Below are 19,999 nucleotides of genomic sequence, written 5' to 3'. Positions count from 1 at the left end.
TGAAGGGGGTAGGGGTGGGGATTACGGATTGACACTCAAGGAATCAGCACACGCAACACCAAAATAACTTTTTTGTTTGTTTATGTGTTCGTTTGTTTGACAGATGTGCATTAGGATAGTTTACTCCGCGCAACCTAATCAATCAGATGAACTTATATTAGGCATGACCGATATGCGCACTAAAATCTTACCCATTCTCCTAGTTGTCATGCTCGCAGCCACGTCGGCCAAAGCGGAGACGATTTTTGGAACCATATTAAAAGTTCAGGGAAATGTGTCGACCGGGACCTCCGTTGGTGGGTTGGCGCAAGTCGACGTTATTGAAGGGGCTCGTGTTGGTCCTGGTGGCCTATTGGTCGCTGGTGCTGATGGTAGTGCCGTGATGAAATTGACGCCTTGCTCATCGCTGGAGTTGGGGGCTGATGCATCGCTTTCCTTGGACAAACTGCAACTGGTCCGCAAGGCCGCCGGGGTGACTGCCCGTGCCGGTGAGTTCACCTTGTCACGCGGTCAGGTTTCGTTCATCATGCAGGGCATGCAGGGCAGGGTGAGCATTCCAGGGGGTGTGCTTAGCATTTCCAATGCAGCAGTGTTTTCTGCGGCGGTGTCAGCTTCTGGCGAGACGACCCTGACGGTGTTTTCTGGCAAGGTCTCCGTCACCAATGCGTCGGGGGAAACGTTTGTGGTTGCAGCGGGTGAATTTGCCTCGGTTTCGGGTGCCTCCCCTTCGTCTGCCCCGCAGCCAGCAGAGGGAAATAGTGACGCGCAGTCGGATTTGATCAATTTGCAACAAACCATTGAGCGTGCAGATACTTTGGGATTAGTTTGCATTGACACGCTTGAGCGTATTTATGGTGAGTTTTCAGCTTTGCCGCCAGGCGTGCCCCCAGTAGAACCCAGAACCCCCCCAGTCAGACGCCCGCCAGAGGGCCGCCCTATCGTTTCTCCCGAACAGTAATCATCCCAGCATCATCAACCGCAACCACTCCCAATCTGCCATCCTATGCGACGCAAGACACGCCCATTGAAACAGTTTTCCAACATCGTCGGTGCCTGCGCCGTTCTGGTGGTCGCCTCAGTTGGGTTTCCAGCCCGCTCGCAAGAGACGAGTGCAGATGCGAAAAATGACGATGAAGCGCCCTTGAGCGCGAGGGAGCGGATGGAGCGACGTCGCGCCGGTAATCCTAACATGGCGCCGACCTTGCCAGCGCCTCCTGAAACAGCGCCGACTCCTCCGCCAGCTGCGCCAACGCCAACGCCGACACCGGCTCCCATGGCGACTCCGCCTCCAGCCCCGGCCCCTACGCCAACGCCAACGCCCACGCCAACGCCGACTCCTGCTGCGCCGACTCCTGCACCAAAACCTGTCTCAACTCCTGAGGCACCCAAGCCGAAGGCACCTGAATCCACCCCTCCAGCCTCGGACGCACCTCCTGTGCCACCGGCACCAGTGGGCTCCAAGCCTGCCAAGGAAAAGGAACTGCCTACACCCGTCCCAGCTTCTGGGGACGCGCCTCCACCTGCGGTGCCTGACATGACCCCTGCCGCAAGCCAGCAAGTGGTCAAGGAAGAAACCGTCGAGGAAAAAATCACCAATCCTACGGTGCGCGTGCCTTCGGGTCGCTACGCCAAGTCGAGTGGTCACCTTAGCAATGTGACGCGTCACTACAGCTCCAGCCACAAAAGCGCCAAAGAGAGCATCTTCCCCAAAGGCGTCGAAAACATGGCCGGCGGCCCGCTCAGTGATCTGAACGTGAACGTCACGGTCCGCGCCGCAACCGGAGTCGTCTATGATGACAACGTTTTCCTTCGCCAGAACGACAAAATCTCGTCCTTCATCTTCACCCAGACGCTTGGCATCAACGTGGCTCTCGGTGATTATGAGTCACGCAGCGGCAATTACCTCGCCCTCGATTATTCGCCTGCCTACACCTACTATGATGTCGAAGAGCTTGAAGGTGAAGACAACTTCTCCCATCAGCTGGCGGTTGAAGCGCAGGTGGTGACAGGTCGCTGGACGTTCGGTGGAAGCGCTGGTTATGCCATTCGTGAGGGCACCAGTTCCGATCTCGGCGCGGTGGAAATTAGAGATCGCGTGGATCTCACCAGCTTCCAGGCCGGTGTGAATGCCAAGTTCGCCTACACCGACCGCACCCTGTTTGTGTTCTCGGGCAGCTACTCGGATCGCGATTACGATGAGTTTATCGATTCTCAAGCCTGGACAACGAGCGCCGGGATTCTGACCAGCATCACCCCCAAAATCCAAGCAGGTCTGACCGGCGTGTATGGGCAGGTGGACGCTGATGAGCGTGGTCAGGAAGACTTCCAGCAAGTGTTGCTGGTGATGAATTACCTGGCGACCGGTCGGGTGACCTTGAACACCAGTCTCGGTGCGGAATTCCGTCAACTCGACGTCGGGAATGATGAAACTTACTTCGTATTTGGGCTTTCTGGTCAGTGGAACATTCGTGACGGCACCAACTTCGCCATCGAAGGTCACCGCAACATCGAGCCATCTGCGATCTTCCCAGGCGTGAACACCATCCTTACCGGAGCGTCCGCCGGATTCAGCCAGCGTCTGTTCGAGCGTTTTACCCTCGGGGTGAAAGGTGGCTACGATCACGTCGAGTATGACATTGCCAGTGCGCCAGGGACAATTGCGGCTGACTACGACTACTTCTTTGTCCGTCCAAGCCTTAGCTACGCCGGTCGCTGGTTCGATGTGGAACTGTATTATCTGTTCCGCGATCTTACCTCTGACGACAATGGCACCGGATTCGACAACAGCCAGGTCGGTTTGCAGATCAGCCTCACATTTTAAGCCTGTCTCATTTTGGGTATCAGCAATGGCGTCTATTAGATGGCATTGCTGATGCTTTCATCTTAAGTTAGTTGAAATTATCCTATGCGATTGTTTTCTGTGCCATCGACCCTGCGTTTGACAGGGTGTTTGATCCTCGCGGTTGCCAGTGTCTTTCCCCAGGGGGGAGTGGCTCAGATGCCGTCCATGGATCTTCGTGAGAGCAGTTCCATCTTTTCCAGATCCTCCGCACGCCAGCGTGCGCCGCAAGCGCAGAGTCAGACACCCGCTCCCCAGGCCGTTGCTGCCCCGGCCTCGCAGGCAACCCTTGTGGAAGACCAAAGTTCAGGAGCCCGCGAGACAAGGATGGATGCCTCCATCAAGGAGACGAACGCATTCAAGCAATTGACGCCGGAAGAGGCTGATCAGGCAAGCAACGAGGCCATGCGCCGCACCGCTGCGTCTCCTTCTGCGGCGACAGGCAATATGGCTTTGGAGTCGAGCGACGTGGTGGTCGCGCCTTTGGGGCAGGCGACGGAGAGTTCTTCGATTCTCCCATTGCCCAGCTGGGAATCGGTGGATGCAACCTCTGCCCTTAAAAGCCAGGAGGCTCCAACCCGGTCGCCTGGCGAGCAGCCCGCAGGCAACTACGTGCTGTCGCCCAACGACTACGTGGAGATCACCGTCTTTCAGGAAAACGATTTGGCGACGGAGGCAAGGATTTCCCAGGATGGCACCATCAACTTTCCACTGATCGGCGTGACCCAAATCGGCGGTCGCACGGTGAACGAGGCGGTGGAGATGATCCGCCGCAAGCTGGACGCAGATTACATTGTGAATCCCCAGGTCAACCTCAAGATCATTGAATACACGATGGGACGTTTCACCATCCTTGGCGAGGTCCAGCGTCCTGGAAGCTACAACCTGCCCCGTGACAGCGATGTTACCCTGCTGGATGCCATTGGTTCGGCAGGTGGATTCACCCGCACGGCACGCACCGGAAAGGTCACCGTCAAACGCAACGTTGGCGGCAAGGAAGAAGTGATCACTCTGGATGCCAAGCGCATGTCCCGCGAAGGGGTGCAGCCTTTCATCATCCAGGCTGGCGATACGATCAACGTGCCGACCACCTTCTTTTAATTTAATTCATAGCCGACATTACCCCTTACAGCTGCTCACATGCGCAAATCTCCAGCTTCGAGTCGAAAAATCCAATACGATTCAACCACCGCCTTTACTTACAGTGACATATTTCATGTCTTACGCGACAAGGCTTGGTTGATTGTTCTTTGCCTGCTGGTGGCAGCCTTCATTGTTGCTGCCATGTTGGTTCGTTCCGTCCCGCTCTACCAGTCGCGGGTGGTGGTTCAGGTCGAGCAGTCCGAGACCAAGGTTCTGGACAGTGTGCAGGAAGTTAACCCGCAGGATTTGCGGATGAACGACCTTCTCGCGACCATCATGGAAAACCTCAAGAACCGCGATTTGTTGCTGCGTGTGGTTCGCAGGGCGGAATTGGGCAAAGACATGACCTTCCCCGAGGTGCGCGATTACATCATGACCGAGCCGGAGCTGGTAGATGCATTGGAGTCGGAAATCGACATCACCATCCGCAAGGGGACCCGTTTGATTGAAGTGTCCGTCGAGGATCAGGTTCCTGAAAGGGCGCAAAAAATCGCGGGCATGCTGATCGAAGAATCAATCGGTCAAAACATTGAATCGCGTGCCAATGCGGGGACCCTGGCCAATGAGTTTCTGGCGGCAGAATCGAAGCGACTTGCCAAGGCGCTGGCAGATTCCGAGCTCGCCTTGCAAAACTACAAGGATGAACGTCAGGCGGTGTCTCTTGAAGAGAAACAGAACATCGTCACCGAAAAACTCCGCGACCTGAACGTTCGTTTGACGCAGTCGAAGACGGACCGCATCCGGCTGGAAAACGACCGTGAGCAGGTGAAGACGGCGGGCAACGATCTTTACAAACTGCTCAGCATTCCCAGCATCGCCAACCAGCGTGCCGTTGCGGAATTGCGCAGTCAGATCAGCCTTGCTGAATCGGAGATGGCAAATCTCTCCCAACGTTACCGTCCGAAACATCCCAGGTTTATCCAAATGCAGGATCGTTTGAAGGATCTTCAGCGCAGTCAGTTGGAGAACATTGCTCTTGCGGCCGAGGGCATGGAGAATGCCTACAACTCCGCACTGGCCACGGAGCAGAAGGTGGCCCAAGGATTGGCCGAGCAGGAGCGACTGGCGCTCGATTTGGGCAAGATCGCCATTGAATACAATGCGCTGGCCCGCGATGTGGAGTCCAACCAGGCACTGTATGCCTCCGTTCAGAAGAGATTGAAGGAAACGGACATTACCCGGACCATCGAGTTTGCTCCGTGGCGGGTGGTTGAAACTCCGCAGGTGGCAGAAGATCCTTCGAAACCTCGTAAGATGAGGACCTGGTTGATTGGTTTGGGGGTGGGCTTGGTGTTCGGTTTGGCTCTGGCTTTCGGCATTCACGCGTTCGATGATACCCTGCGCACCGTCGACCAGGCGGAGGCAGCCACGGATGTTCCGGTGATTGCCGCATTGCCGCAGAGTTCAAAATTCAAGTCTCCGGCCCATTCGCTGGTGATGGTGAAGGACCCCAATTCTCCGATTGCGGAATCGTTCCGAATTTTGCGCAGTTCGCTGGAGCTGATGGAGGATCATGACAAGGATGAAGTGGTTCTGTTTACCAGTTCGATCCCGTCTGAAGGAAAGAGCTTTTGTTCAGCCAACTATGCCATTTCGTCGGCAAACCTGGGCAAGCGCACGCTGTTGATTGACGCGGACTTGCGCCGCCCAATGGTCAATGAGCTGTTCTTCAAAGGCCGCGTTTCGGTGGGATTGGCAGACGTTCTTCAGGGCAAGGTGACGCTGGAAGAGGCGCTGCATGTGTCGAACACGGAAAACCTGTTCATCCTTTCCGCAGGCACGGAAATTCGCAATCCGGCGGAACTTCTGGCGTCCCCGGCATTGGCTGAATTTTTTGACTCCCTCAAGGGCAAATTTGATCGTGTGGTATTGGACACCGCGCCGATCCACGCCGTCAGCGATACGCTGCACATGGTCAGTTTCTGCAAGTTTGTCTGTCTGGTGGCGCGCTGCTCGAAAACCCCCCGCAAGGCGGTGATTCGCGCGGCACAAATGTTGGAAGAGGCTGGAAAGGCTCCTTCCGGCATCATCCTCAACATGCTCCCTGCCCGTCGTAACAGCGGTCTGTATTACCATTATTATAGCGGCTCCTATGGCAAGCCCGTTTACGGCAAACCAGTTGCCTCATGATTTGAATTGAATAAGGGAAGTCTGCTTGTTCCCACTCAAGGGTTTTTGACCCGCTTGATGCGAACTCTGCATCAGGAAACGTAACCGGCCTAAGGGGCGATATCAGGGCCCCCAAACCAATGTCATTCATTCGGATCAACGAATGGATTGCCTTCTGTAAAAAAGGAAGATTGGCGCGCCTCTGCGAGAAGTCGGTGGTTCAACTGGTTATCGACCCCGTTTGGCTTTGGAGTTTCTTTTTTCGGTGGGGGACTTGTTGGCGCTTCGCTTTTCGGTGGCGGACTTCTTGGCGCTTTGTTCTCCGGTGGCGGAGTTCTCGGTGATAGGTTTATTCGTGGGAGTCTTGTGGTCGGACTCGGGGTGCGAACGGCGCTTGATTCTTTCCTTCGCCGCCCTGCGTCGTCCTTCATTGCGGTTGCCGGGAGGGCGGGTCCATGATCCGCTGCCCCAAGCAAGGCCAAGGTAGACGGCGGCGAACAATTGCAGGGAGTAAATCTGCAGAGGGAAATCGACCGCAGCATGCATGGCGACGCCGAGCAATGCCAGTCCGATGCTGAACACGAGCACGCGCTCATAACTGCGCCAGTCTTGGGAATTGGCAAAATACCGCCAGAAACTGCCCAACAGGCCGCCGAAAAAAATCGTCCCCATCAGGGAGGCCCCCACCCAACCCCATTCGATCAGTGCCTGCATGTAATCTTGGTGGGCGTAGCGGTAGAAGACCTGCATGGCAGGATTGGCCGCCAGCGCATAGCGGTCAAACATGATGCTGAAGGTGCCGGGCCCGAATCCGAAAGCGCCGGCATCCGGGAGCATGCTGTGACACATGTTGTAGGTGAACATCCGGGCATCCCGGCTGACATCAAACAAATGCCACCGTTGTGCCGCGAACTGCCAGCCAACCGCCAGCACGACGGCGATAACGGCGGCAATGCCGATGCCGAACGACAGCAGATTGGAGGCGCGCTGTTGATGCAAATTCCCGTAGCCCAAAAACAGCCGTGCCTGCCAGACCATCAGCACCAGCATCAGGAAGACGCTGACGGCGGCACCCGCTTTGGAGGCGTGAGAGAAGGCACCCGCCACGCAGATCAGAAGTCCGGATGCCATGAAGGTCATGGCCGTGGTGCGGCCCTTTTGAAAAACCATGAAGTTTAGTCCGGCCACCAAAGGCAGAACCAGGTTGATAAAAGCCCCGGCGTTGCCGTGATAAAGATAGGTGGCGAAAAAATGATGCCCGGTTCGCCCTCCCTGCCAGAAAATCATCGGCGCCTCCGCGAGCTTTTGGATGAGACCGAGCAAGATCACCGAGATGCCCGCGATGCAGGAAGCCCACCATAAACGCATGCGCCAGCGGCGTGATCGGGAGAGATCGCAACCCATCAAAACCACCCCGACGAGCGCGCTGATGCGCAACATCATGTCCAATGAGGAAATCTTGTCCACGGAACCAGGGGCGTTCTCGCTCCACGTCGCGGCCGGGGCGAAGGTGGAATATTCGCTGTCATGCACAAAGTGGGCATTCAAAGTCATCCACCAACCTTGCAGCAGCAGCAGGAATGCGGCTGCCAGCAGCACACGGGGCAGTTTGAAGAAGGTTTTGGAGATCACCGCAATCGACAGCCATGGCACGACAATGCCGAGCAGGATCATATTTAGCAGGCCAACGGTCCACGGGCGGGTTCCGCCGTAAAGCCAGGGGGCAAGGATAAGGGCACCTGCCAGCGCCCATCCCGTCAACGCCTTCAATCCGGTGGCGAACCGTCCTACGTGAGGCGTGGAATGGCTGGCCCCGCTCGTGGCGAGCATGCGATTGCGGATTTCCTGGAGTGCGTCGGCTTTGTTTTGATTCATTAACAGGGGTGTTTTGGCGCAATCAACATAGTCCAAACGGCGGGATTCGCCCGTCAATTTAAATCCGCATATGACTTAAAGCAAAATCTTGTGACTAATGTGGCATTTGCTTTGCTAATGTATAAGAGGTCTTGTATAAGGAAAAATCACTGTAAGCGTGTTTTTGCATGCTCGTGATGTCAGATGAAGCGATGGAGAGTGACTGCTCCACCGGTGGCGGCAGCGTGTCCATCAAAAAAGAGTGCCTATTGTTCACAAGGGCACCATCAATAGTCACATCTCGTTGATATTTATAGAATTAGAAGATTTATGAGTGAACCTTCCAATGTCACCATCGATTTCGATCTCGATATACAAGCAGGGAAGGTGGAGCGTCATTATTGGGGAGATTTGTGGCGGTTTCGTGAATTGTTCTATTTCCTGGCTTGGCGGGACATTTTGGTGCGTTATAAGCAAACGGTGGTTGGAATTGCGTGGGCATTAATTCAACCACTGCTTACCATGATCATTTTTTCCGTGGTGTTTGGCAAGCTGGGAAACATGCCATCTCATGGCGTTCCTTACCCACTTTTTGTTTTTGCGGCCTTGCTGCCCTGGCAGTTCTTCTCCCGCGCGATGAGCGAGGCGAGCGGAAGTTTGGTTGGCAATGCCAATCTGGTGAGCAAAATTTACTTCCCGCGACTCATCATTCCTGCGGCTTCAGTGATTACCGCGTTGGTGGACTTTTTGATCGCTGCCATGTTTCTGGTGCTGCTGATGGTGTGGTTTCAATGGATGCCGAGCTGGAGGGTGGTCTTTATTCCTGGCTTTTTGTTGATGGCACTCGGGCTGGCGATTGGAGTGGGGCTTTGGCTGGCTGCTTTGAATGTCACCTATCGGGACTTCCGCTACATTGTGCCGTTCATCGTGCAGTTCGGGCTCTATGTTTCGCCGGTGGGGATGAGCAGTTCCGTGGTTCCTGACGAATGGCGGCTCGTCTATTCGATCAATCCGATGGTCGGAGTGATTGATGGTTTCCGGTGGGCCATTTTGGGGGGAGGGAACCATCTGCACCTTCCCGGTCTGTTGCTTTCAGGAGGGTTGGTGGTGGTCATTTTGATCACTGGCCTCCGCTACTTCCGTGCGACCGAGCGCCGCTTCGCAGACGTGATCTGATTTTAAGAGTGCCGACATGACTGTTATCAAGGTAGAAGATTTGGGAAAGGCGTATCGCGTCCGGCATGAAAACCGGGAGCGTTACAGCACCCTGCGTGATCTGATTGCGCAGAAGGCATCGGGGATCATCCGCCCTTCAAAAAACAAGAGCGCCAGCTCGGTGGAAGAGTTCTGGGCGGTGAAGAATGTGTCATTTGAGGTGAAGCAAGGTGAGGTGGTGGGGATCATTGGGCGCAACGGCGCAGGCAAGTCCACCTTGTTGAAGTTGTTGAGCCGGATCACGGAGCCGACCACGGGGCGGATCCGGATGAAAGGTCGGCTGGCAACCCTGTTGGAAGTGGGAACGGGATTCCATCCTGAGTTGACCGGCAGGGAAAACATCAGCTTGAGCGGTGCCATCTGCGGCATGACCAAACGCGACATCAACCGGCGCTTCGATGAGATCGTTGAATTCGCCGAAGTGGAAAAATTTCTCGACACCCCCGTCAAACGTTACTCATCGGGCATGTATCTGCGTCTGGCATTTGCAGTGGCGGCCCATCTTGATCCGGAAATTCTGATTGTGGATGAAGTGCTGGCAGTGGGGGACATGCAGTTCCAGAGAAAGTGCATCCGCAAGATGGAAGATGTGGCGGGGCAGGGACGCACGGTGTTGTTTGTCAGTCATCAACTGGCAGCCGTGCAGGCCATGTGCAGCCGGGTGCTGATGCTTGATCGCGGCACCTTGATGATGGATGGCGATGTCGAGGGCGGCATTGCGGCTTACATGAAGATGTCGGCGTCGGGCGAGGACCGGGATCAGGTTTGTCTGCGTGATCGCCTGGATCGTTCCGGGTCGGGGGTGGCGCGTTTTGTGTCGTGCGAGTTCCTGCATGAAAAAGCCGAAGTGGAACGTCGTGGCAACGCCTTCCTGATTGGCGAAAAAATTGGATTGCGTTTGACCATTGAAAGTCAGGAGCCGGTTTCGGATATCCTTATAGGTTATTCGGTGGTGGACATGAGAGGCACCACCTTGTTCACCTCGCATCACAACGACACTCTTGATTGTGACGAACTTCCGCAAGGTGCCAGCGCGCTGGAATCGTGGATCGCGCCGAACAATCTGCTGCCCGGCAGGTATAGCTTGCGCTGTGGGCTTTTGATTGGCGGTTCCGCCAGTGACGCCATTTCCGATGTGATCCAGTTTGAAGTCGAACCTGCCGTTGGTCCGAACGGGAAAATGCCGGACTCCCGACCTGGAATGATGAGGTTTGACTACTCATGGAAGCTGGTGACCTCCTCCGAACCCAACGCCAACGCCAATCACAACCACCATGCCGCCGACGCCGAACTGCCAGCCAGCCAGTCGCGTCCTTCAGTGTTAGTTTGATATGAATGCGCAGACAGAACTGAAAAAATCCATTCGCAAGTGGGTGCCCGCTCCTTTGATGAAGGCCTACCACGGGTTTGCCCTGCGCAAGCCAAAGGATACACCCGCACGTCGTCAGCGTCTGCGCGCGGAGGCATTGCAGGGAACCAAATTCCCGCTTTCCCGTGATCTTCTTGAGAAGTTGCCAACCTTGGTGGCGCATGGGTATCCATCTGGAAATCCCGATCTTCATTATCAGGACACCGACGTAAAAACCGGCATTGCCTGCACCGAGGCGGAGGCTTGTTTGCTTCATCATGCCGCGCGACTGGCGCAGCCGCGAGCAGCAATGGAGATTGGCAGCTACATTGGTTGGAGCACGGTGCACATTGCTGCTGGATTGCCCGCATCGTCGACCCTGACATGTGTGGATCCATTTCTCAAAGGGGGTGGTTTGCATGAGACCAAGGATCTGGATGCCGAGGCGCGATTCCTGGCCAACATCAAAGCAGGTGGGGCGCAGGAGAAGGTGCGTCTCGCAGCAGAAAAATCGCCACAGGTTTTGGACAGCATCGCCCCTGAAGGCGGATGGGACTGGGCATTTGTCGATGGCTGGCACATGGACGGTCAGCCGCTCAAGGACCTCATCGGTGTGCTGCCGTTGATCACTCCCGACGCCGTGATTTTTTTGCATGACTGCTGGGGTGCCGATGTGCGCGACGCGCTTTCCTTCCTGCTGGCCAGCGGTTGGGATGCCCATGTTTTCGACACCTCAAACTATCTCACCATTTGCTGGAAGATCCGCCCCGCATGGATGGATGAGTATATCTCACTGGGCTCACAACCGGAATACGTCAACGGTGTTGCTCAGGCGAGAAAGATTTTCCATGGCCTTGCAGACGCTTCGTTGCAGGCCATCAAAGAAGCCTATGTGCAGCCAGTAGCCGAGTTTGTCCGATGATGAGTAATAGCGTTGCCACCATGGCCAATGATTCCGTAACCACTCGCGAGAGATGGCGTGCGGAGATAAAAAAACGCGTCGGGGGATTCCTCGACATCAAAAGCCTGCGCTCGTTGTTTGTCATGGTTCCAGGGGTTAGTGGCGATGTTTGTCTGACCACGCCCTTGCTGCGTCATGTAAAAGAACAGAATCCCGATTGCCATGTTACCTTCGTTACGAACGAGGTGACCTTTGGGGTTGCCAAATTGTGTCCGTATATTGACGAGATCGCGCTGCTGCCATCGGCAAAAGTCCATAACTTCAGCCGCAACTGGCTGGTTGAACATTTTGCAGGCCGCGCCGATGCAGTCATTTACCCCAACTGCGTCAGGCAGGATGTTGATTTGTTGGAGACTTACAACGCGGTGGAAGTGATCTGGTTGATCGCGGGAATCGAGGGCGGTGTGCCGGAGGAGGGCGTGCGTTTCTGGCTTGATGTCCCGGGACCCAGGCGTTCGATTGAAGAGGTGCTGCGAACCTGCACCGGACATGGGTTGACTTATCCATTGGTCAAAAAGCGACTGACCACGTTGGCGAATGGCGTGATGATGGTGGCGAGGCGCGCGATGTTTGACCGGACGCATCTGCCCATCGCCATCAAACATGTGCGGCATGAACTCAGCAAGTGGGCGAAACCTGCACCGGCGAAACGATTGAAGCCGATGGAAGGCTCACGTTATGTTCTGCTGGGGACCGGTGCCAAGTCTTTGCGGGCACCGACCCCCGAGTTGATCAATGAAATGGTGCGCATGCTCTCGGAAGCCGGGTTTACGGTTTTGCACAATGTTCTCGATCCATTTGAAGCGGCTCCCGACACCATTCCGCTGTTGTGTTCGCATGAGGAGTTTCTGAGGTTGCGTCTTGCCGGTGTTCCCTTTGTCGGTTGGCGCAGCGGATTGTGTGACATTGCTGCGGCAGCACCTGCGCCGATGTGTGTGTTGTATCCAGCGGTGGACAACTATGCCCGCCCGCCCATGGAGTTGTTTGGCTTCAAGTCAATGAAGGTGCAGTGCAATTGTCAGGAATTCATCTGTGAGGGTATCAGCGATCTTCGTGATCCGGCCATGTTGCAGTTTCTCGAAGAAATTAAAGAATCATGAGCGAAAAATTCGACTATGTTATTATTGGTGCCGGCATGTCCGGTGTTACCATGGCGAGGTTGCTCCAGCTATCTGGAGTGAAATCGTTGCTGGTGCTCGAAGCGGAAGATCAGGCGGGGGGGCTATGCCAGACCAAGAAGATCGGCAATCACTATCTGGATACCGGCGGCGGACACTTCTTGTGCACCAAGCATCCCGAAGTCTACGATTTTATCTTCTCGCACTACGCCAAATCGGAGTTCAACTATTTCAACCGGGTGTCAACCATCCGTATAGGCGGGAGTGAGGTGGACTATCCTTTGGAGTCGAACATCTGGCAGCTTCCTGTGGAGCAGTGCGCCGATTACCTGATTTCCATCGTGAGGAACGCGGAGGCCCGAGGCGCACCGCCGCCATCGGATTTCGAAGGCTGGTTGCGCTGGAAGTTGGGAGATCTGGTCACGGATAACTACATGATTCCCTACAACCGCAAGATCTGGGGCGTGGAGCCTACGGAGATGGATGTTGACTGGCTCAGCAAGATCCCACGGCTCAAGGTGGAGGAAATCGTGCAGCAATGTCTGAAACGTGAGGTGCTCAAGGACACGATGCCCTCCCACGAAGTGTTTTATTATCCGAAATCCGGTGGTTTTCAGGAGATCTTTGATGCCATTCTCAAGCCCGTGGCAGAGCATGTGTTATGCAACACGCCGGTGGAGACGATTGAGAAGTCGGGTGACGACTTGTTGGTCAATGGTCGCTATCTCGCCGGGAAGGTGATAGTGACGGTGCCGTGGAAAACGCTGACCCGTTCGCCGATCATGCCGCAGGAAATCAAAGATTGTGCGATGCGTTTGCAGCACAACACGCTCATGGTTTCGTTGCACGAAGAAGAGTATACGACCAATGCCCATTGGACTTATGTGCCCGATGTGAATCAAGACAGTCACCGTGAGTTTTTTATCCGTAACTTTGCTCCTCACAGTCAGGCAAACGGCCTTTACCGGGAGACCAATGTAAAGCGCTGGAATGAAAACACGGAAACGGTGTATGCCCACAAGAATGACTATGCTTATCCGATTCCAGTTCTGAACTGGGCGGCCACCATCAAGACGATTCTGGATTGGGGTGAGGAAAACGGTGTGATCGGTCTTGGTCGCTGGGGCCAGTGGCAGTATTTCAACTCGGATGTGTGCATTCACCAGGCGATGAAGCTTGCCGACCGCCTCGGATACAGTGGATGGCGTTCCGCGCTGGAAATTCCTGCATGATGTTGAGGAAAATTTACCGCAGAATCTTCCCACGCAAACCCCATACAGGGTATAAGCTGCGGTGGCTGGCGGACAATCCTGACTATGCGGCCTACAACATTGGCAAATACACCTACGGGTTGCCGTTGGTTTTGTGGGCCGAGCAGGGAAAGGTGCTCAACATCGGGAGTTATTGTTCCATCGCTCCTGGGGTTACCATTCTCATGGGCGGCAACCATCGCGTCGATTGGGTGACCAGTTACCCCTTCGTCGAATTTTTCCCTGAGTTCGGGCCGCTGCCGAGCACAGGTTGGACCAAGGGGGGGGTGACCATAGGCAACGATGTGTGGATCGGGCAGAACGCGATGATTTTATCGGGAGTTACCATTGGAAACGGTGCGGTCATTGCGGCAGGGAGCGTGGTGAACAAGGATGTCGAGCCTTACACCATCGCCGGAGGTAACCCGGCAAAGTTTATACGTTATCGAATCCCGGAGCAATTCATCCCGGCGCTGGAAAAAATTGCCTGGTGGAACTGGCCATTTGAGCAGGTCAGGCAGGCGCTGCCTTTATTGTTGTCCGGCAACATTGCGCAGTTTGTCGAACGTTATTCCGAAGTGAACCCGGGCCGGGAAGGATGAGGCCATGCCATCTCATGATGCGAAAATTATGAACGAAATGAATACACTTGAAGTTCCCAACCAGGAGGTGTCGACCATGAGGGAGACTTACTTGCAGTTGATGAAAAACATCCTGCTCAACAAGATCTATGGTCAGGTGGAAATCCGACCGGTGATCGGCGCGAATCCTGTCAATCGTCTGGTCGCCAAAGCGGTGAAAAGCGCCGGATTGCTGCTGGTAAAAGAAATTCACGTAGGTCCCAATGGACGCGATGTGGGGCTGGACTGGCCTGCCACAGCGCACACCATGATTGGCATGAAACGTCTCGACAATGTGCAGTTCTGCATTGAGGACGTGATCGTCAAGGGCGTGCCTGGCGATGTGATTGAAACCGGAGTGTGGCGCGGAGGCGCGACCATCTTGATGCGTGCCGTGCTGAAGGCCTGGGGAGTGACGGATCGCAAGGTGTGGGTGGCAGATTCCTTTGAAGGTCTGCCAGCACCGGACGAGGAGAAGTATCCAGCGGACCGCGGTGACCGGTTTCACACCTTTGAGCAATTGAAGGTCAGTCTTGAACAGGTGCAGGCCAACTTCAGGAGTTACGATCTTTTGGACGACCAGGTGAAGTTTCTCAAAGGCTGGTTCAGCGAGACATTGCCTCATGCTCCGATCGAGCGTCTTGCAGTGATGAGACTGGATGGAGACATGTATGAGTCGACCATGGACGCATTGGTGTCTCTGTATCCGAAGCTGTCGGTGGGCGGATATGTGATCATTGACGACTACGAGGCGGTTCCTGCCTGCAAGCAGGCAGTCCATGATTATCGGGCGAAACATGGGATCGAAGACGAAATCATCACGATTGATCCCCAGTCTTCCTACTGGCGCCGATCCGCCTGAGTTGGTGTTCTTTGACTATACGCGATGAGCGATTCTGTTGCATCCTCACCTCCGATGTTGGCGCGGGCGGCCTCCACTGGCAGGCGCCTGGCCGAGATGGACGGGGCGCGGGGTATCTTGTCGATGTGGGTGCTGCTTGTGCATGTCATCTATCTGTCGGGCTATCTGCTGGACACCATCGATCCGGCCTATCGCGCGGTTCTATACGGACAGGAGGCGGTGGACGTGTTCATCATCATGAGTGGCTTTGTGATTTTCAGGCTGCTGAGTCTTAAATCGGAACCTTATCGTGTTTACATCGTCCGCCGTTTTATGCGGATGTTTCCGGTGTTCCTGGTGTGTTTGGCGTTTGCCATTGCGGTGAGACCATTGATGTGGGAGTTGCTACAAGAGCTGCCTTACCCTGTTGAACGTGCTCAACGAATGCAGGTCGCGATGATGCAGAGTGAGGATGAATCGTTCTGGCTGCATTTGGCAACCCACCTAACGCTTCTCCATGGGGTAATTCCGGACGCCAAGTTCCCGTTTAGCACGCTGGCATTGCTGGCCCCGTCTTGGAGCATCTCGTTGGAATGGCAGTTCTATCTCATCGCCCCGGTGGTGTTTGCGCTGCTAAAAAAGAAGAACCGCTGGTGGACCGCAGCCTTGGTGGTTTTGACGATTGTGGTGGCCATGGTGGGATTCTATGTATTTAGCTCCAAATACTACGCTCCGTCATTTCTCCCGATCCGCGTGCAGTTTTTTGCGATGGGTATTCTCTCGTGGTTCATTTGGGAGCGCTGGAGTGGCGAGGACGGAAAAGCGGTGGTTCGTGCGGATCTGCTAATCTGGCTTTTTCCCTTGGTGTATTTCCTTACGTCGTCTCCGGCCATGACGATGTGGTTCGTGCTGTTGATGGCGACCTTCGCCGGTCAAAGGGACCAGGTGAGGGGGCTGGGTTCGGGCATGTCCTGGGTGTTGAAAAGGAAAACCCTTGTGTATCTCGGGGATACCTCGTTCTCGATGTATCTGAGTCACATGACATGCATCTATGTCTGCCAGTGGGTCCTTCACCGGATGTATCCAGAAATTAGTCGTGAGGGAATGTTTCCCCTCTTGCTCCTACCGTCGTTGATCAGTTCTCTGATCATCACGGCACTCCTCAACCATTACATTGAGAAGCCTGGCATGGATCTGGGAAAACGTTGGGGTAATCACTTGAACCGCCATACGGCGAGGCAGGGTGTGGTTGCCGTTTCCCAGCACTGAGCGGCATGGAGTCAAATGAGCATCTATATCCGCTGAGGAACAATAGCAGTCGGTATAATTCAACGGTTTTTGGAAATGTTAGAGATAACCAGCACTGACGGCATGACTGCTGAAAACAAACGAGCGAGGCTGGTGGCCTTTTATCTTCCGCAGTTTCATCCGATTGCGGAGAACGATGAGTGGTGGGGGAAGGGGTTCACCGAGTGGACGGACGTGGCCAAAGCCAAGCCCTTGTTTCCAGGGCATTACCAACCGCGCATTCCGGCGGACCTTGGCTTTTATGATCTTCGTTTGCCGGAGACCAGGGCTGCCCAGGCGGACTTGGCGCGCAAGGCAGGGATCGAAGGTTTTTGTTACTGGCACTATTGGTTTGGCGGGCGGCGGATCATGGAAAGGCCATTCAATGAGGTATTAAAATCGGGTGAGCCGGATTTCCCTTTCTGCCTTGCGTGGGCCAACCACAGTTGGTATGGGAAGCAGGGTTGTCTGATTGAACAGACTTATCCTGGCAAGGCGGATTATGAGGCACATTTTTATAACTTGCTGCCTGCTTTTCAAGATCCGCGCTACATTCGGGTCGATAACAAGCCGCTGTTTTATGTATTCAGTGCTTGGGAGCTTCCTGATGCCGATGAATTTCTGGAATTTTGGCAGGAGCTGGCGGTGAAGAATGGGCTGGACGGCATTCATTTTGTGGCACGATGCTCGTTTGAATTCGAATACACCCTGCCCAGGTCGCTTTCCAAGGGGTTCGCTGCTTTTACATACTCCCATGAAAACCGGATTGCGAGCTTTGGGCTGCGTCAGGTTCTGCGACGTGAATTTTGGAAAAATGGTGAGAAGCTTGCGGGTGGGGTTGATCAGTCCACCGTGGCCAGATCGGCAACGATGCATTCTTTGCGCAAAGTGATTCGCAGGGCGCAGGGACGTCCTTTGCAGGTCTTTGATTACGCCGAGGCTTTGCCGTATCTGCGGGGAATGGCAGGTGGTTCTCCTCGAGTTTATCCATCGGTGGTCCCTAACTGGGATCATTCGCCGAGGTCGGGCGGAGGACGGACCATTTTGCATAACTCGACGCCGGAATTGTTTCGCAAACATTTGAACGAGGTGCTGGAGGATGCTGAAGTATTGCCGGCGGCGGAGCGGATTGTGTTTGTGAAATCCTGGAACGAATGGGCGGAGGGTAACTATTTGGAACCGGACCGGCGTTTTGGGCATCAGTATCTTGATGTGGTGCGTGAGGAGATTCATACGGAACCTCAAGTGAAGTCGGTTGTCGTGCCGGTGTTGCAAGGGGTGGGTTGAGGGTGTCGAATGAGGATTCTATCATTTACCAATTGTGCATTGGATCCAACGACGGGTTCGGGGAAGACCGTGATGATGTATTCGCAGGGATTGAGAGATCTAGGTCATGAGGTGGAGGTGGTTGCACCTGATGAATTTGAATTGGGTCGGCGTGGTGGGAGGGCTCCAAAATTCCGGCAGGCCGTTGGCGGATGGAAAATGTTGAAGCGGCGGATGCGTGAGGGGAACTACGATTTGGTGGAGTTCTTTGGCGATGAGTTTTGGCTGGCGACGCGCTGGTTGAGGTCGCAGACGAAAAGGCCGTTTCTCGTGGCGCACACCAATGGTTTTGAACTGTTGAACATTGAGCGGAAGAAAGCCATGGCATCGCCTCCGCGCGGAGTGCGGGACAAGTTGCGAAGATACACGGTGAAGCAAACGCACGAGCGTTTTGCGCGCATTGCTTTTGAATCAACGGATGCGTTTGTTTCGCTGTGTGATTTGGATCGCCGGCATGCTGTCGGCGAAGGTTTGTATCCTCAAAAACGCACCGCTACGGTTCCGCCGGGTTTGGATGAGGAATATCTGGGGCGGCCATTGGTGCTGGAAAGAGAACATCGTGTCGCTTTTACTGGGACCTGGAATGTGCGCAAGGGGGTTGAGTTGCTGACCGAGGTGATGACGGCGTTGATGCTGAAGGACGAGAAGCTTGTGCTCGACATTTATGGAGCGGCGGGCAAGGAGGCGGTGATCCTGCCTTTGTTTCCCGAAGTGTTGCGGGCAAGAATCAAGGTGTATGCGCGACTGACCAATGCGGAAATCGCAGAGGGATTGGGCCGGGCCAAGGTGTTCTTTTTCCCGACCCAGTATGAAGGCTTTGGGATTGCATTGGCAGAGGCGATGGCTTGTGGGTGTGCATCGGTGACAACGCCAACGGGATATGGCGGCGAACTGAAGAACGGAGATGAGGCGATGGTATGCGATTTCCGTGATGTTGCTTCCATGCAACAACATGTGGAGAAACTTTTGCACGACGACGAGCTTCGAATCAAGCTTGCTCAAGAAGGATGGACACGCGCGCAACAACTCCAATGGCCGACGGTGGTTGGTCAGCTTGAGAGCGTCTATTTGAAGTGGCTTGAAGATCGATGATTGAGATTCAGGGATAGGAATCACTTACTGACTTATGACAAACCGGTTAAGAAAATGGATGGCGGCTGGTGTGGCGACTTTCTCCCGACAGTGGCCGTTTCTTGAGGGCCGTTACCGGCTGGTCGACATGGTGGAGCATTTGCTGCCAATGAGCGACGAGATCATGTATGCGCGGTTGAAGAACAGCCGGGTGAGATTGAGTTTCCGTCGTTCTGACAAGCTCGGGGTGCTGCTGTATGCCCTGGCGGATGCGGAGCCGAATGTATTTCGGTTTCTCAGTCTGGCGATGAAATCGGCTTCGCAGAAGGCACCGCTGCTGGTGGATCTCGGTGCCAATATCGGTTTGGTTTCGCTCAGGCTGGCGGCGGAAACGGGTTGCAAGACCATCTCGGTGGAGCCTCAGCCGGGAGTGAAGGATTTTCTTGAAGCGAATGCCAAACTGAATGGGTTGGAGAGTCAGGTGCGGCTGGTTCCCCATGCGGTGGGAGACAGCTCGGGGGAAACGTTTTTCTATGTGAACCATCGTCATCCTGCGAGTTCCAGCATGCGTGAGACGCCGGATTCACAGAAGGTCCATGTGCAAATCAAGCGGCTGGACGAAATGGTTTCCCGTGATGAATGGTTGCAGGCGGCAGTGATGAAGGTGGATATTGAAGGTTATGAACGCGAGGCGTTCCTTGGTGCTACGGGTTTGTTTGAAACCGCCCTGCCGCCGGTGGTTTTTGAGGTGAATTTCGCCGCCCTGGCCGAGCGCGGGCAGACGCCACGTGATGTGTCCGAACCGCTGAGACAGGCGGGCTACAAGCATTTTCATGCGCTGGGCGATGTGCTTTATCCGCCGGAGAACGGAGTTAGTTATCTGGTAGATGTGGTGGCCACGACCGATGCGCATGAATCGCTTCGTCAGGCTTATGGTTGTGATGCGAATTTCCGTCCCAAACCGCATCGGCATTTCCCGCTGACCCCCATGGAACTGTAGCTTTTTATCGACTGTTC

Annotated in this window: 17 protein-coding genes; 15 read left to right on the top strand and 2 right to left on the bottom strand. The window is 54.9% G+C overall.

Annotation, left to right across the window (positions count from 1 at the left end):
* Nucleotides 1-163: 163 nt before the first annotated feature.
* Nucleotides 164-958 (top strand): FecR family protein, encoded by a 795-nt coding sequence (locus FEM03_RS22820; protein ID WP_166443086.1) that lies wholly within the window; start codon nt 164-166, stop codon nt 956-958.
* Nucleotides 959-1,301: 343 nt separating this feature from the next.
* Here FEM03_RS22820 and FEM03_RS24590 read toward each other — a convergent pair whose 3' ends face one another.
* The gene (locus FEM03_RS24590) at nt 1,302-1,448 is read right to left on the bottom strand and encodes a hypothetical protein (RefSeq protein ID WP_166443081.1); all 147 of its coding nucleotides are present in this window, start codon (nt 1,446-1,448) and stop codon (nt 1,302-1,304) included.
* A gap of 86 nt (nt 1,449-1,534) precedes the next feature.
* Here FEM03_RS24590 and FEM03_RS24585 point away from each other — a divergent pair, with 86 nt between their 5' ends.
* The 3 genes from FEM03_RS24585 to FEM03_RS22805 all read left to right on the top strand — a co-directional run bounded on the left by FEM03_RS24585 (nt 1,535) and on the right by FEM03_RS22805 (nt 6,112).
* Nucleotides 1,535-2,821 carry a porin family protein gene (locus FEM03_RS24585; RefSeq protein ID WP_166443080.1) on the top strand — a complete coding sequence of 429 codons (1,287 nt, stop codon included), beginning with the start codon at nt 1,535-1,537 and terminating at the stop codon, nt 2,819-2,821.
* A gap of 84 nt (nt 2,822-2,905) precedes the next feature.
* Nucleotides 2,906-3,940 (top strand): polysaccharide biosynthesis/export family protein, encoded by a 1,035-nt coding sequence (locus tag FEM03_RS22810; protein WP_138088631.1) that lies wholly within the window; start codon nt 2,906-2,908, stop codon nt 3,938-3,940.
* 39 nt (nt 3,941-3,979) lie between these two features.
* Nucleotides 3,980-6,112, top strand: a complete 2,133-nt coding sequence (locus FEM03_RS22805; RefSeq protein ID WP_138088630.1) for a GumC family protein — start codon at nt 3,980-3,982, stop codon at nt 6,110-6,112.
* A gap of 207 nt (nt 6,113-6,319) precedes the next feature.
* Here FEM03_RS22805 and FEM03_RS22800 read toward each other — a convergent pair whose 3' ends face one another.
* Nucleotides 6,320-7,966, bottom strand: a complete 1,647-nt coding sequence (locus FEM03_RS22800; RefSeq protein ID WP_138088629.1) for an O-antigen ligase family protein — start codon at nt 7,964-7,966, stop codon at nt 6,320-6,322.
* 309 nt (nt 7,967-8,275) lie between these two features.
* Here FEM03_RS22800 and FEM03_RS22795 point away from each other — a divergent pair, with 309 nt between their 5' ends.
* From FEM03_RS22795 to FEM03_RS22745, 11 genes are all read left to right on the top strand, one after another.
* On the top strand, nt 8,276-9,121 hold the full coding sequence (locus FEM03_RS22795) for an ABC transporter permease (protein WP_138088628.1): 846 nt from the start codon (nt 8,276-8,278) through the stop codon (nt 9,119-9,121).
* Between the two features lie 16 nt (nt 9,122-9,137).
* Nucleotides 9,138-10,490, top strand: a complete 1,353-nt coding sequence (locus FEM03_RS22790) for an ABC transporter ATP-binding protein (RefSeq protein ID WP_138088627.1) — start codon at nt 9,138-9,140, stop codon at nt 10,488-10,490.
* Nucleotide 10,491: 1 nt separating this feature from the next.
* Nucleotides 10,492-11,430: a class I SAM-dependent methyltransferase gene (locus FEM03_RS22785; RefSeq protein WP_138088626.1), complete on the top strand. Its 939-nt coding sequence runs from the start codon at nt 10,492-10,494 to the stop codon at nt 11,428-11,430.
* Between the two features lie 20 nt (nt 11,431-11,450).
* Nucleotides 11,451-12,569 carry a glycosyltransferase family 9 protein gene (locus tag FEM03_RS22780; RefSeq protein WP_138088625.1) on the top strand — a complete coding sequence of 373 codons (1,119 nt, stop codon included), beginning with the start codon at nt 11,451-11,453 and terminating at the stop codon, nt 12,567-12,569.
* Nucleotides 12,566-13,819 (top strand): protoporphyrinogen/coproporphyrinogen oxidase, encoded by a 1,254-nt coding sequence (locus FEM03_RS22775; protein ID WP_138088624.1) that lies wholly within the window; start codon nt 12,566-12,568, stop codon nt 13,817-13,819. Before FEM03_RS22780 ends, FEM03_RS22775 begins: the two co-directional genes overlap by 4 nt.
* A gap of 56 nt (nt 13,820-13,875) precedes the next feature.
* Entirely contained in the window at nt 13,876-14,439 is a 564-nt protein-coding gene (locus FEM03_RS22770) for a CatB-related O-acetyltransferase (RefSeq protein WP_425501980.1), read from the top strand.
* A 37-nt stretch (nt 14,440-14,476) separates the two neighbouring features.
* Complete coding sequence (locus FEM03_RS22765) at nt 14,477-15,319, top strand: TylF/MycF family methyltransferase (protein ID WP_240772881.1); 843 nt, start codon at nt 14,477-14,479, stop codon at nt 15,317-15,319.
* Nucleotides 15,320-15,343: 24 nt separating this feature from the next.
* A complete protein-coding gene (locus tag FEM03_RS22760; protein WP_138088623.1) occupies nt 15,344-16,567 on the top strand; it encodes an acyltransferase family protein in 1,224 nt (407 codons plus the stop codon).
* 102 nt (nt 16,568-16,669) lie between these two features.
* Nucleotides 16,670-17,872, top strand: a complete 1,203-nt coding sequence (locus FEM03_RS22755; RefSeq protein WP_138088622.1) for a glycosyltransferase WbsX family protein — start codon at nt 16,670-16,672, stop codon at nt 17,870-17,872.
* Between the two features lie 9 nt (nt 17,873-17,881).
* Entirely contained in the window at nt 17,882-19,003 is a 1,122-nt protein-coding gene (locus tag FEM03_RS22750; protein WP_138088621.1) for a glycosyltransferase family 4 protein, read from the top strand.
* A gap of 34 nt (nt 19,004-19,037) precedes the next feature.
* Entirely contained in the window at nt 19,038-19,982 is a 945-nt protein-coding gene (locus FEM03_RS22745; RefSeq protein WP_138088620.1) for an FkbM family methyltransferase, read from the top strand.
* Nucleotides 19,983-19,999 lie beyond the last annotated feature (17 nt).

The sequence above is a fragment of the Phragmitibacter flavus genome (assembly GCF_005780165.1).
GTDB lineage: Bacteria > Verrucomicrobiota > Verrucomicrobiia > Verrucomicrobiales > Verrucomicrobiaceae > Phragmitibacter > Phragmitibacter flavus.
Note: the sequence above shows the minus strand (reverse complement) of the source record. Positions and strands in the feature narration are given on the sequence as shown.

Excerpts from the sequence above, each read along its gene's own strand:
- FEM03_RS22820 (WP_166443086.1), top strand. The coding sequence starts at position 164 with ATGACCGATATGCGCACTAAAATCTTACCCATTCTCCTAGTTGTCATG.
- FEM03_RS24585 (WP_166443080.1), top strand. The coding sequence starts at position 1,535 with ATGACCCCTGCCGCAAGCCAGCAAGTGGTCAAGGAAGAAACCGTCGAG.
- FEM03_RS22810 (WP_138088631.1), top strand. The coding sequence starts at position 2,906 with ATGCGATTGTTTTCTGTGCCATCGACCCTGCGTTTGACAGGGTGTTTG.
- FEM03_RS22805 (WP_138088630.1), top strand. The coding sequence starts at position 3,980 with ATGCGCAAATCTCCAGCTTCGAGTCGAAAAATCCAATACGATTCAACC.
- FEM03_RS22800 (WP_138088629.1), bottom strand. The coding sequence starts at position 7,966 with ATGAATCAAAACAAAGCCGACGCACTCCAGGAAATCCGCAATCGCATG.
- FEM03_RS22795 (WP_138088628.1), top strand. The coding sequence starts at position 8,276 with ATGAGTGAACCTTCCAATGTCACCATCGATTTCGATCTCGATATACAA.
- FEM03_RS22790 (WP_138088627.1), top strand. The coding sequence starts at position 9,138 with ATGACTGTTATCAAGGTAGAAGATTTGGGAAAGGCGTATCGCGTCCGG.
- FEM03_RS22785 (WP_138088626.1), top strand. The coding sequence starts at position 10,492 with ATGAATGCGCAGACAGAACTGAAAAAATCCATTCGCAAGTGGGTGCCC.
- FEM03_RS22780 (WP_138088625.1), top strand. The coding sequence starts at position 11,451 with ATGGCCAATGATTCCGTAACCACTCGCGAGAGATGGCGTGCGGAGATA.
- FEM03_RS22775 (WP_138088624.1), top strand. The coding sequence starts at position 12,566 with ATGAGCGAAAAATTCGACTATGTTATTATTGGTGCCGGCATGTCCGGT.
- FEM03_RS22765 (WP_240772881.1), top strand. The coding sequence starts at position 14,477 with ATGAATACACTTGAAGTTCCCAACCAGGAGGTGTCGACCATGAGGGAG.
- FEM03_RS22760 (WP_138088623.1), top strand. The coding sequence starts at position 15,344 with ATGAGCGATTCTGTTGCATCCTCACCTCCGATGTTGGCGCGGGCGGCC.
- FEM03_RS22755 (WP_138088622.1), top strand. The coding sequence starts at position 16,670 with ATGACTGCTGAAAACAAACGAGCGAGGCTGGTGGCCTTTTATCTTCCG.
- FEM03_RS22750 (WP_138088621.1), top strand. The coding sequence starts at position 17,882 with ATGAGGATTCTATCATTTACCAATTGTGCATTGGATCCAACGACGGGT.
- FEM03_RS22745 (WP_138088620.1), top strand. The coding sequence starts at position 19,038 with ATGACAAACCGGTTAAGAAAATGGATGGCGGCTGGTGTGGCGACTTTC.